The sequence below is a fragment of the Streptomyces sp. NPDC002156 genome (assembly GCF_053593675.1).
Genome location: NZ_JBSFDA010000127.1, coordinates 18,276 through 31,081, shown reverse-complemented (window position 1 = coordinate 31,081; position 12,806 = coordinate 18,276). Strand labels below are relative to the sequence as shown.

At 69.7% G+C, this 12,806-nt stretch carries 9 protein-coding genes; 2 read left to right on the top strand and 7 right to left on the bottom strand.

What is annotated here, in order from left to right:
* Positions 1-94 precede the first annotated feature (94 nt).
* The 6 genes from serA to ACWCRB_RS36020 form a co-directional block, all read right to left on the bottom strand.
* Positions 95-1,684, bottom strand: coding sequence for a phosphoglycerate dehydrogenase (gene serA, locus ACWCRB_RS36045; protein ID WP_369034864.1), 1,590 nt, complete (start codon positions 1,682-1,684; stop codon positions 95-97).
* Between the two features lie 248 nt (positions 1,685-1,932).
* A complete protein-coding gene (gene ilvC / locus ACWCRB_RS36040; RefSeq protein WP_235474639.1) occupies positions 1,933-2,931 on the bottom strand; it encodes a ketol-acid reductoisomerase in 999 nt (332 codons plus the stop codon).
* A gap of 119 nt (positions 2,932-3,050) precedes the next feature.
* The gene (gene ilvN, locus ACWCRB_RS36035) at positions 3,051-3,578 is read right to left on the bottom strand and encodes an acetolactate synthase small subunit (RefSeq protein ID WP_105970583.1); all 528 of its coding nucleotides are present in this window, start codon (positions 3,576-3,578) and stop codon (positions 3,051-3,053) included.
* Positions 3,579-3,599: 21 nt separating this feature from the next.
* A complete protein-coding gene (locus ACWCRB_RS36030; protein ID WP_369034865.1) occupies positions 3,600-5,447 on the bottom strand; it encodes an acetolactate synthase large subunit in 1,848 nt (615 codons plus the stop codon).
* Between the two features lie 255 nt (positions 5,448-5,702).
* Positions 5,703-8,759: an EAL domain-containing protein gene (locus ACWCRB_RS36025; RefSeq protein ID WP_451000072.1), complete on the bottom strand. Its 3,057-nt coding sequence runs from the start codon at positions 8,757-8,759 to the stop codon at positions 5,703-5,705.
* Between the two features lie 402 nt (positions 8,760-9,161).
* A complete protein-coding gene (locus ACWCRB_RS36020; RefSeq protein WP_451000071.1) occupies positions 9,162-10,112 on the bottom strand; it encodes a 2-hydroxyacid dehydrogenase in 951 nt (316 codons plus the stop codon).
* A 99-nt stretch (positions 10,113-10,211) separates the two neighbouring features.
* On the opposite strand from ACWCRB_RS36020, the gene ACWCRB_RS36015 reads away from it, so the two are divergent.
* Together ACWCRB_RS36015 and ACWCRB_RS36010 are read left to right on the top strand one after the other, a co-directional pair.
* The gene (locus tag ACWCRB_RS36015; RefSeq protein ID WP_451000070.1) at positions 10,212-11,210 is read left to right on the top strand and encodes an aldo/keto reductase; all 999 of its coding nucleotides are present in this window, start codon (positions 10,212-10,214) and stop codon (positions 11,208-11,210) included.
* Between the two features lie 102 nt (positions 11,211-11,312).
* Positions 11,313-12,518, top strand: a complete 1,206-nt coding sequence (locus tag ACWCRB_RS36010) for a PQQ-dependent sugar dehydrogenase (RefSeq protein WP_451000069.1) — start codon at positions 11,313-11,315, stop codon at positions 12,516-12,518.
* 15 nt (positions 12,519-12,533) lie between these two features.
* On the opposite strand, the gene ACWCRB_RS36005 is transcribed toward ACWCRB_RS36010, so the two are convergent.
* Positions 12,534-12,791: a type II toxin-antitoxin system RelE family toxin gene (locus ACWCRB_RS36005; protein ID WP_451000068.1), complete on the bottom strand. Its 258-nt coding sequence runs from the start codon at positions 12,789-12,791 to the stop codon at positions 12,534-12,536.
* Positions 12,792-12,806: the final 15 nt, after the last annotated feature.

The following is a 12,806-nucleotide window of genomic DNA, read 5'->3' as shown; positions in this document are numbered from 1 at the left end:
GGGTGGGCATCTCAGCCCGTCCGGCGTTTGAGGACGAGGCCGTTCAGGCCGAAGCGGGGGCCTGGGGGCGGCAGCCCCCAGACCGACGGTCACCTCAGACCAGGTTGACCGATCGAGCAGACGTCGCGCCGATCTCCTCGGCGACCTCCGTCAGCACACCGGGGGCAACCGTGTCGTCGACGGTCAGGACAGCCAGCGCTTCCCCACCGGCCACCGACCGGGAAACCTGCATCCCGGCGATGTTGATACCCGCCTCACCGAAGATGCGTCCGACCGTGCCGACGACACCCGGACGGTCGACGTACCGGAACACGACCATGTGGTCGGCGAGCGCCAGATCCACGTCGTACTCCCCCACCGCGACGATCTTCTGGTGGTTCTTCGGACCGGCCAGCGTGCCGGACACCGACACCTCCTCGCCGGTGCCGAGCGTGCCGCGCACGGTGACGACGTTGCGGTGGTCGGCCGACTCCGAGCTGGTCGTCAGCCGTACCTCGACGCCGCGCTCCTGGGCGAACAGCGGGGCGTTGACGTACGACACCGTCTCGTCGACGACGTCCTCGAACACGCCCTTGAGCGCAGAGAGTTCGAGCACCTTGACGTCGTGCTGGGTGATCTCGCCGTACACCTCGACGTCGAGGCGGACCGCGACCTCGCCCGCGAGCGCGGTGAAGATCCGGCCGAGCTTCTCGGCGAGCGGCAGACCCGGCTTGACGTCCTCGGCGATGACCCCGCCCTGGACGTTGACCGCGTCCGGGACCAGCTCACCGGCGAGCGCGAGCCGCACCGAGCGGGCGACGGCGATACCGGCCTTCTCCTGCGCCTCGTCCGTGGACGCGCCGAGGTGCGGGGTGCAGACGACCTGGTCCAGCTCGAACAGCGGGGAGTCCGTGCAGGGCTCCTTCGCGTACACGTCGAGACCGGCGCCGGCGACGCGGCCCTCCTTGAGCGCCGAGTACAGCGCCTCCTCGTCGACGATCCCGCCGCGCGCGGCGTTCACGATCCGGACACTCGGCTTGACCTTGTGCAGCGCCTCGTCACCGATGAGCCCGACCGTCTCGGGGGTCTTCGGCAGGTGGACGGTGATGAAGTCGGCGACCTCGAGCAGCTCGTCCAGCGACAGGACCTTGACGCCCATCTGCGCGGCCCGCGCGGGCTGGATGTAAGGGTCGTACGCGACGACCTTCATGCCGAAGCCGGACATGCGCTGGGCCACCAGCGCACCGATCCGACCCAGACCCACGACACCGAGGGTCTTCTCGGCCAGCTCCACGCCCGTGTACTTGCTGCGCTTCCACTCGCCGTTCTTCAGCGCGGCGTTGGCCTGCGGAATGTGGCGGGCGGTGGCGAGCAGGAGACCGCAGGCCAGTTCGGCCGCGGTCACGATGTTGGAGGTGGGGGCGTTGACGACCATCACGCCGGCCTTGGTGGCAGAAGGCACGTCGACGTTGTCCAGGCCGACGCCGGCTCGTGCGACGACCTTCAGCTTCCGGGCGGCGGCGACCGCTTCCGCGTCGACCTTGGTGGCCGAGCGGATCAGGATCGCGTCGACGTCGGCGATGGCGGGGAGCAGTTCGGCTCGATCCGCTCCGTTGCAGTGCCGGATCTCGAAGTCCGGGCCGAGCGCGTCGACGGTCGCGGGCGACAGCTCTTCAGCGATGAGTACGACAGGTTTCGAGCTCACGTGAGTCCTCACTCAGTCCTTTGCGGACGGCCGTCCCGACGGCCGCAGGCGGTGGAGGGGCTACCGCGTGGAAGACGCACGACGCTGTGGGCCTGACGCGAATGTAGTACGGCAGTGTAGTGGCGCGGCGAGGGGCGTCTTACGCCTCCGCGGAAGGATCACTCATCCGTGGTGAGACCACGAATGAGACCCTGCCCAGGGTTCGGCAATGGGGCCGCAGCATGTGCTGCGGCCCCATCCCTCAAGACTTACGCCTCGTCGTTCACCCAGGACATGAGCTTGCGCAGCTCCTTGCCCGTCGTCTCCAGCAGGCTCGCCTCGTCCTGCGACTTGTACTCGTTGTACTTCTTCAGACCGCCGTGGTACTCGGCCATCCACTCACGCGCGAAGGTACCGTCCTGGATCTCGGCGAGGACCTTCTTCATCTCGGCCTTGGTGGCGTCCGTGATGATGCGGGGACCGGTGACGTAGTCGCCCCACTCGGCGGTCTCGGAGACCGACCAGCGCATCTTCTCCAGGCCGCCCTCGTACATGAGGTCGACGATCAGCTTCAGCTCGTGCAGGCACTCGAAGTACGCGATCTCCGGCTGGTAGCCGGCCTCGGTCAGCGTCTCGAAACCGGCCTTGACCAGCGCGGCCGTACCACCGCAGAGAACGGCCTGCTCACCGAACAGGTCGGTCTCGGTCTCCTCGGTGAACGTCGTCTTGATGACGCCGGCGCGGGTGCCACCGATGCCCTTGGCGTACGACAGGGCGAGCGCGAAGGCGTTGCCGGTCGCGTCCTGCTCGACGGCCGCGATACACGGAACGCCGCGGCCCTCCTCGTACTGGCGACGGACGAGGTGGCCCGGGCCCTTGGGGGCGACCATGCAGACGTCGATGCCGGCCGGGGGCTTGATGAAGTCGAAGCGGATGTTCAGACCGTGGCCGAAGAACAGCGCGTCGCCCGCCTTGAGGTTGTCCTTGATGGACTCCTCGTAGACCTGGGCCTGGATCGGGTCCGGGACGAGGATCATGATGACGTCGGCCTCGGCGGCGGCCTCGGCGGGGGTCACCACGCGCAGGCCCTGCTCCTCGGCCTTCGCCTTCGACTTGGAGCCCTCGTGCAGACCGACGCGGACGTCGACACCCGAGTCACGGAGCGACAGCGCGTGGGCGTGGCCCTGGCTGCCGTAACCGATGACCGCGACCTTGCGGCCCTGGATGATGGACAGGTCGGCGTCGGCGTCGTAGAACAGCTCGGCCACTTTGGGTTCTCTCCTTGAGTGCAGGTGTTGCGTCCCACCGTATGACGGCGGGGGGAAGTGAAGTTCGGGGGTCTCGCAATACGGGCGGCCGGTGTACCCCGACCGCCCGAATCCGTCGTCTAAGCCGACCGGTCCAGCGCGCGCAGCGACCGGTCGGTGATCGAGCGCGCGCCGCGCCCGATCGCGATCGTGCCGGACTGCACCAGTTCCTTGATGCCGTACGGCTCCAGCATCTTGAGCATCGCGGACAGCTTGTCGCTGCTGCCGGTGGCCTCGATGGTGACGGCCTCCGGGGAGACGTCGACCGTCTTGGCGCGGAACAGCTGGACGATCTCGACGATCTGGGAACGCGTCTCGTTGTCCGCGCGCACCTTCACCAGAACGAGTTCACGCTGAACGGCCGAGCCGGATTCCAGTTCGACGATCTTCAGCACGTTGACGAGCTTGTTGAGCTGCTTGGTCACCTGTTCGAGGGGGAGTTCCTCGATCACGTTGACCACGATGGTGATGCGGGAGATCTCGGGGTGCTCGGTGACGCCGACGGCGAGCGAGTCGATGTTGAAGCCGCGCCGGGAGAACAGGGCGGTGATCCGGGCGAGGACACCTGGCTTGTTCTCGACGAGGACGGAGAGGGTGTGCTTGGACATGTCTCTTTACGTCTCTCTCGCTCAGTCGTCTTCGTTGTCGCCGAAGTCGGGGCGGACGTCCCGAGCGGCCATGATCTCGTCGTTCGAGGTGCCGGCGGCGACCATCGGCCACACCATGGCGTCCTCGTGGACGATGAAGTCGATCACGACGGGGCGGTCGTTGATCGAGTTCGCCTCCTCGATGACCTTGTCGAGGTCGTCGGGGGACTCGCAGCGGATCGCGTAGCAGCCCATCGCCTCGGACAGCTTCACGAAGTCGGGGACGCGGGTGCCCTTGGCGTCCGGATTGACGTCGTTCGGGCCCGAGTGCAGCACGGTGTTGGAGTACCGCTGGTTGTAGAAGAGGGTCTGCCACTGGCGGACCATCCCGAGGGCGCCGTTGTTGATGATGGCGACCTTGATCGGGATGTTGTTGAGCGCGCAGGTGGTGAGTTCCTGGTTGGTCATCTGGAAGCAGCCGTCGCCGTCGATCGCCCAGACCGTACGGTCCGGGGCGCCGGCCTTGGCGCCCATCGCGGCCGGGACCGCGTACCCCATCGTTCCGGCGCCGCCGGAGTTCAGCCAGGTCGCGGGCTTCTCGTACTGGATGTAGTGCGCGGCCCACATCTGGTGCTGGCCGACGCCCGCCGCGAAGATCGTGCCCTCGGGGGCGAGCTGTCCGATGCGCTCGATGACCTGCTGCGGGGAGAGAGAGCCGTTGTCGGGCTGCTCGTAGCCGAGCGGGTAGGTCTCGCGCCAGCGGTTGAGGTCCTTCCACCAGGCGGTGTAGTCGCCGGTCTGGCCCTCGCTGTGCTCCTTCTGCACGGCCTGGACCAGGTCGGCGATGACCTCGCGGGCGTCCCCGACGATCGGGACGTCGGCGGCGCGGTTCTTGCCGATCTCCGCCGGGTCGATGTCGGCGTGGACGATCTTGGCGTGCGGGGCGAAGCTGGACAGTTTGCCGGTGACGCGGTCGTCGAAGCGGGCTCCGAGGGCGACGATCAGGTCGGCCTTCTGCAGCGCGGTGACGGCGGTGACCGCACCGTGCATGCCCGGCATTCCCACGTGCAGCGGGTGGCTGTCGGGGAATGCGCCGAGCGCCATCAGGGTGGTGGTGACGGGCGCTCCGGTGAGTTCGGCGAGAACCTTGAGCTCGGCGGTGGCGTGTGCCTTGAGGACACCGCCGCCGACGTACAGGACCGGCCGCTTGGCGGCGGTGATCAGCTTGGCGGCCTCGCGGATCTGCTTGGCGTGCGGCTTGGTCACCGGGCGGTAGCCGGGCAGGTCCGCGGCGGGCGGCCACTGGAAGACGGTCTGGGCCTGGAGGGCGTCCTTGGCGATGTCGACCAGGACCGGACCCGGACGCCCGGTGGAGGCGATGTGGAAGGCCTCCGCGATGGTCTTCGGGATGTCCTCGGCCTTGGTGACCAGGAAGTTGTGCTTGGTGATCGGCATCGTGATGCCGACGATGTCCGCCTCCTGGAAGGCGTCCGTACCGATCGCCTTGGACGCGACCTGCCCGGTGATCGCCACGAGCGGCACCGAGTCCATGTGCGCGTCGGCGATCGGGGTCACCAGGTTGGTGGCGCCGGGGCCGCTGGTCGCCATGCAGACGCCGACCTTGCCGGTGGCCTGCGCGTAGCCGGTGGCCGCGTGACCCGCGCCCTGCTCGTGCCGAACGAGCACGTGCCGCACCCGCGTGGAGTCCATCAGCGGGTCGTACGCGGGAAGGATCGCACCGCCGGGAATGCCGAATACCGTCTCGGCCCCGACCTCCTCAAGCGAGCGGATGAGGGACTTCGCACCCGTGACGTGCTCGGGGGCGGACTGCTGTCCTCCGGAACGGGGCCGCGGCTGCGGGTGATGGGCCCCGGTGGCCTGCTCGGTCATCGGCATTCTCTTCTCGATGCTGAGGGTTTTTGCGAGTTTTGTGCGGTGTGCGTTGTGTTTTTGTCGCGGCCCGACTGGTGTCGGTGCAACAAAAAACCCCTCGTGCCGTGAGGCAAGCGAGGGGAGCGCGCCGGGTGCGGTCGCTGGGAGTTCCGGGTCCGTCCGAAACGTTCACCAGCGTCAGCCGACGCGCTTTCCAAGTACGAGAATTCGGGTGCGCATGAGGTCGACCCTCCCCCCGGCACGCACCGACTGTCAAGTGGGTGGGACGGGAGTCTCATTATGTGAGCGGAGGGCTGTTCCACCCCCGAGAACGGCGGGCACACCCGTACTGGCACCTGTACTTGTGTACACCCCGGAACCGCCCCCCGCGAACGCGGGCTCGGCCGGGCCGTTCGGCACGGGATAGCGGCCGGTGGACAGGGCCCGGCGCAGCCGGTACTCGTCCAGCGGCCCGGAGAAGGCCATGCCCTGCCCGTGTGTGCAGCCCATCGCGCGCAGGGCGGTCACCTGCTCCGGCAGGTCCACGCCGTCGGCCACGGACTGGAGCCCGAGGTCGTTCGCGATTCTGAGCAGCCCGCTGGTGATCTTGTGCAGCCGCGCGGACTCGACGACGCCCTCGACCAGCCCGCGGTCGAGTTTCAGTACGTCGACGGGGAGCCGTCGCAGTGCCGTGATCGCCGCGTAGCCGCTGCCGAAGCCGTCCAGCGCGATCTGTACGCCGAGCCGTCTGAAGGCGTTCAGCCGGCGCTCCAGCTCGTCCAGGGAGACCCGGGGGTCGGTGTCCGCCAGCTCGATCACCAGGGCGCCGGTGGGCAGCCCGTGCCGGGTCAGCAGGGTCTCGATCGACCCGAGGGGCAGGGAACGGTCGAGGAGCCGCCGGGCGCTCATCCGGACGGCGACGGGTACGGCGAGCCCGGTCGCGGCGCGTTCGGCGGCCTGTTCGACGGCCTCCTCCAGCATCCAGCGGTCCAGCTCGGCGGTCTTGTCACTGTCCTCGGCGACGCGCAGGAACTCGGCGGGCGTGAACAGCACACCCTGGGAGGAGCGCCAGCGTGCCTGGGCGGCGACCGACGTGATCCGGCCGTTCTCCAGGGCCACCACGGGCTGGTGCAGCAGCGCGAACTCGCCGTCGTGCAGTGCGGCGCGCAGCCGCGTGGCCAGCTCCGCCTTCCGTACGACGTCCTGCTGCATCTGGGGCGCGTACAGCTCGACGCGGCCCTTGCCGGAGGCCTTGGCGCGGTACATCGCCAGGTCGGCGTTGCGCAGCAGCTCGCCCGCGCCGAGGCCGGGTTCGGCGAAGGCGACGCCGATGGATGCGTTGACCCGGACGTCGTTGCCGTCGATGTCGTACGGCTGCGAGAGGGTGAGCCGCAGTCTGTCGGCCAGTTCCATTATGTGACGCTCGCGGGCGGTACGGTCCCGGGTGCCGTCGCCGACGATCAGGGCGGCGAACTCGTCGCCGCCGAGGCGGGAGGCGGTGTCCCCGTACCGGACCGCGTCCTGGAGTCTGCGGGCGGCCTGGACGAGCAGTTCGTCCCCGGCCTGGTGCCCGATCGTGTCGTTGACGGCCTTGAAGCCGTCGAGGTCGATGAAGAGGACGGCCGTGCCGCGGTCGGTGGAGCGGCGGCCGGACAGGGCCTGCTGCACCCGCTGGGTGAACAGCGCGCGGTTGGGCAGGTCGGTGAGCGGGTCGTGCTCGGCGTTGTGCTGCAACTGGGCCTGGAGCCGCACCCGTTCGGTGACGTCCCGGCTGTTGAAGATGAGGCCGCCGTGGTGCCGGTTGACCGTGGACTCCACGTTCAGCCAGCCTCCCCCACTCTCGGCTTCGCTCGAGCGGGAGGTACCCCCACCGCCGGCCTTGAAGCGGCACTCGATCCGGGTCGTGGGTTCCTCGTCCGGGCTGGCGGCGAGGAAGCGGCGCACTTCGTGCACCACGCAGCCCAGGTCCTCCGGGTGGATGAGATTCGCGAGTTCGGTGCCGACGAGGTCCTCCGCGGACCGGCCGTAGACCCCGGCGGCGGCCGGACTGACGTACCGCAGCATCCCGTTGGGAGCGGCGATCATGATGACGTCGCTGGAGCCCTGGACCAGGGAGCGGAAGTGGTTCTCCTTCTGGGCCAGTTCCTGGGTGAGGGTGATGTTGTCGAGCAGCATGATGCCCTGGCGCACGACGAGTGCGAGGACGACGGCGCCCGCGGTGATGAGCACCACGCGGTCGGGGCTGCGGCCGTTGAGGACGTTGTAGAGGATGCCCAGCGTGCAGACCGCGGCGGCCAGATACGGCGTGAGCGCGGCCAGCGAGCCGGTGATGGGCCGGGTGGCCGGATACCGGCTGTGATCACCGCCCGGTGCGGGCGGATGCCCTTGCCCCGGAGCGGACGGATGGCCCTGGCGGGGCGTGTGAGGTGTGTGGGGCGGGTGCTGGTGTCCGCCGGGACGGCCGCCCGGGCGCTGCTGTCCGGGGAGGTGTTCGTGCACCACGCGCGTGTGCCCGCCGGATTCACCGGGACCCTCGTGGCCGGACCCCACCCATGGCGCGTACGCCAGCAGCAGCGAGCCGGCGAACCAGCCCGCGTCGAGCAACTGGCCCGAGTGGTAGTTGTTGTGCATCAGGGGCGAGGTGAACAGGGCGTCGCAGCCCACGGTCAGGGCGAGGGCGCCGATCGCGGTGTTCACCGCCGAGCGGTTCACGGTGGAGCGCCGGAAGTGCAGCGCGAGGACCATGCTGACGAGAGCGATGTCGAGCAGCGGGTACGCCAGTGACAGCGCGGTGTGCGCGACGCTCGGTCCGTCGAACTTCGCCGTCTGCGCGAGGGCGAGGCTCCAGGACAGGGTGAGCAGCGAGCCGCCGATCAGCCAGGCGTCGAGGACCATGCAGACCCAGCCGGCCTTCGTCACCGGCCGCTTGGCGAGGACCAGGAGTCCCACGATGGCGGGCGGGGCGAAGCACAGGAAGAACAGGTCGGCGAGGCTGGGGCTGGGCACGTCCACGTCGAGCACGACCTCGTACCACCCCCAGACCAGGTTGCCCAGGGAGGCCATGGCGGACGACAGCCCGAACAGCAGCCAGGCGGGTCGAAAGCGGATACGGCTGCGGGCGTAGAGGAAGCAGGAGACGGCCGCGGTGGCCGCCGCGGCGCTCAGCCCGAAGTCGCCCATGATCAGGGCGAGTCGGGGGGAGCCCCAGCCGAGCGCGGAACCGACGGCGTATCCCGCGCAGACCAGGGCCAGTACGAGCTGCGAGACCAGGCTCGTCCCCCCGCCGGAGACCGGCCGGCGGCGGCTCAACAGCGCCCCCGGGGAACTCACCGGACCCTCCGGACCCGCGCCGCTCCCGCGTCCCGCGCGACCCGGTGCGCCGGGTGCGCGCCGGGTACCGGGGGCGAGGTGTGCGTGTGCCTCCGGCGACCGCTGTGCCGGCGGTGGTGGTGATGGCTGCAGTGACCGCGTCTGCGCGCGGCCGTGCGCCAGGGTCGCCGTCGGCGGCCCCGCCGCGTCGGATCGTTCGCCCATAGGCCGTGCATCGCCCGTCGCCCCCCTCACAGTCTGAAATGTCCGTCCCCGGCGCCGAACGGTTCGCGGCGCAGCCCCTGTCGGGACGATACACCAGTCTCGTCACTCAGGGACATAGTTCCTCTACTCTCCGTGACGACCAGCGGCAATACGGACACACCTCGCATCCGGGGGAATGCGGAGTGTGCCCGAACCGGACTACGCGTCGATCGTCCCCGTCGTAAGGATCACGTTCCGCAGCGGTTCCCGGTTCATGAAACGACTCAACTGGTCCACCAGCAACCGTTCGGCGCGTGGCCGGAACGCGGAGGTCGGGCCGCCGACATGGGGGCTGATGAGCACGCCGGGCGCCTGCCACAAGGGGTGTCCCGGCGGCAGCGGTTCCGGATCGGTGACGTCGAGGGCGGCCGTGAGGCGCCCGGACTCCAGCTCGGCCAGCAGTGCCTTGGTGTCCACGACGGGCCCGCGGGCCACGTTCACGAGCAGTGCGCCGTCCTTCATGCGCGCCAGGAAGTCGCCGTTCACCAGTCCTCTCGTCTGATCGGTGAGGGGCGTGGCGAGGATCACGATGTCGGCTTCGGGGAGCAGGGCGGGCAGTTCGGTGAGCGGATGCACCGGTCCGCGCGCCGTGGTGCGCTCAGAGCGCGCGACGCGCGCCACCCGCGCGAGCTCGAAGGGCGCGAGCCGGTCCTCGATGGCGGCGCCGATCGAGCCGTACCCGACGATGAGGACGCTCTTGTCGGCGAGCGCCGGCCGGAACCCGCCCAGCCACTCCCCCTTGGCCTGCGCGCGCACGAAGTCGGGGATGCCGCGCAGCGAGGCCAGGATCAGGGCGAGGGTCAGCTCACCGGTGCTCGCCTCGTGCACACCGCGCGCGTTGCACAGCCGTACGCCCGGGTGCAGTTGGCCGAGACCTGGCTGGATGTTGTCGACGCCGGCGGACAGGGTCTGCAGCACCTGGACGCCGGACATCTCCGGCAGGGGACGTACACACACCTCGACGGGCTTCATGTACGGCACCACGTAGAACGCGCAGTCGGCCGGGTCCCCCGGGTAGTCGTGATCGCCGTTCCAGAAGAGGTAGTTCGGCCCTTCGGGGAGGCCCTCGATCTCTTCCGGCGGGATGGGAAGCCACACGTCAGCAGTCATGGTCACGAGGCTAGGGCAGGTGGTCGATCGGTCCTGGGCGAACCCCTGTGCGTACAGAGGTTAGGTTTGGGGCGCAGGGAGAGAGAGGTTCACGACCAGGTGGAGCGCAGGACGATCGGCGCGGCGGCGCTCGAAGTGGGGGCCGTGGGCCTCGGGTGCATGCCGATGAGCTGGGCGTACAGCGCGTCCCGGCAGCGCGGCGAGGAGTCGGTGCGGGCCGTGCACCGGGCCCTGGACGAGGGCTCGACGCTCCTGGACACGGCCGACATGTACGGGCCGTTCACCAACGAGCTGTTGGTGGGGCGGGTGTTGCGGGAACGGCGCCCGGACGCCTTCGTGTCGACGAAGGTCGGTCTGCTGGTGGGCGATCAGCACATCGTGGCCAACGGCCGCCCTGGATACGTGAGACGGGCGTGCGACGCGTCGCTGCGCCGGCTCCAGACGGACGTCATCGACCTGTACCAGCTGCACCGCGCGGACCCCGAGGTTCCCGTCGAGGAGACCTGGGGCGCGCTGGCGGAACTCGTACAGGCCGGAAAGGTACGGGCGTTGGGGCTGTCCGCGATGGGCGCGCGGACCGGGCGCCGGTCGCAGGCGCGGCTGTACGACGCGACGATCCGTCAGTTGGAGCGGGTGCAGCAGGTGTTTCCGGTCAGCGCGGTGCAGGCCGAGCTGTCGGTGTGGTCGACCGAGGCACTGGAGTCGCTGCTGCCGTGGTGCTCCGCGCGCGGGGTGGGCTTTCTGGCGGCGATGCCCCTGGGCAACGGTTTCCTGACCGGGACGCTGACGCCGGGCGGGGGCTTCGAGCCGGAGGACATCCGGGCCCGGCATCCGCGCTTCACGGCCGAGATGATGGCCGCGAACCAGCCGATCGTGGCGGGCCTGCGCCGGGTGGCGGCGCGTCTCGGTCCGGAGGTCACCCCGGCCCAGGTGGCGCTGGCGTGGGTGCTCGCGCAGGGCCGGCACGTGGTGCCGGTACCGGGGGCGAAGCGGGAACGGTGGGTGGCGCAGAACGCGCGGGCGGCGGAGCTGCGGCTGTCGGCGGCGGATCTGACGGAGGTCGCGGAACTGCCCAGGGCGCAGGGGTCGTGGGACTGATACGGACGATGCGAGTGGATAAGTAGGGAAGTGGGCACCGCGGGAACCCGGGCCGGGGCATCAGGCTTCGGGGATCGGGAACTCGTGGGGCGCGAGCGGTGTATGACAAGGAGAACGTGCCGCGTCGAAGGGACCATGATCGTGCAACGTCGAGCTGTGACGGCCGTACTGGCCGCAGCCACGCTCCTGCTCACGGCCGGCTGCTCCTCCGACGAGGGAGGAGGAGGCGACGACAGTGCGTCACCGAGCGGTACGCGTACGCCGTCCACGTCGTCGCCCTCCGAGCGGGCGACCGCGGAGGCCGCCCCGCCGGCCAAGGGCACGGTGAAGGTGCTGCGGACGGTCACGGAGGACCTGAAGAGCCCCTGGGGTCTGGCTCCGCTCCCGGACGGCGATCTGCTGGTCTCCTCCCGTGACGAGGGCACGATCACGAGGGTCGACACGGAGACGGGCAAGAAGACGGAGCTGGGCGAGGTGCCCGGAGTCTCCCCGGCGGGCGAGGGCGGCCTGATGGGCCTGGCCCTGTCCCCCTCCTTCGCGTCGGACCACATGGTCTACGCGTACTTCACGACGGAGTCGGACAACCGCATCGCCCGCATGCTGTACGAGGAGGAGAAGCCGGCGGGCGAGCAGCTGGGCGCCCCGAACACGGTCTTCCGGGGTATCCCGAAGGGATACATCCACAACGGCGGCCGGATCGCCTTCGGCCCCGACAAGATGCTGTACGCGGGCACGGGCGAGAGCGGTGACACGGGGCTGTCGCAGGACAAGTCCTCGCTGGGCGGCAAGATCCTGCGCATGACCCCGGAGGGCGAACCGGCTCCGGGCAACCCCTTCCCCGACTCCGCGGTGTACTCGTACGGCCATCGCAATGTGCAGGGCCTCGCCTGGGACTCCGAGCAGCGGCTGTTCGCCTCGGAGTTCGGCCAGGACACCTGGGACGAGCTGAACCAGATCGCGCCGGGCGACAACTACGGCTGGCCCGAGGCGGAGGGCGACAGCGACGACGACGCCTTCCACAACCCCCTGGCCCAGTGGCGCACGGACGACGCGTCCCCCAGCGGTATCGCCTACGCCGAGGGCTCGATCTGGATGGCGGGCCTGAAGGGCCAGCGCCTGTGGCGCATCCCCCTCGACGGCACGAAGGCCGCGGCCGACCCGCAGGCGTTCCTGGAGGGCGAGTACGGCAGGCTCCGCACGGTGGTGTCGGCGGGCGGCGACAAACTGTGGCTGGTGACGAGCGCGACGGACGGGCGGGGGACGCCGAAGGAGGGGGACGACCGGATTCTGGAGCTTCAGGTGACGTAGCGGTCCGGCAGAGGCCTATTCGTCAATCAACGACTGGTCGAGGACAGCCACCGAGACCAGGATCAGGAACGCCCGGTGGACCATGTAGTCGACGGTCAGCCCGGGGGCGACGGACACCACACGGATGTCCTCGCCGCTGACGGCCTGCGACACGGGTGTGAAGGGATCCTCGGCCAGCTTCAGCAGCCCGCGTTCCAGGAGCTTGCGCCGGTCTTCGGGGAGCGTGTCGCGCTGTGCGGCGGCACGCTCGGTGAACTCGATCTGGTACAACACGGCTCCTCCGCGGAG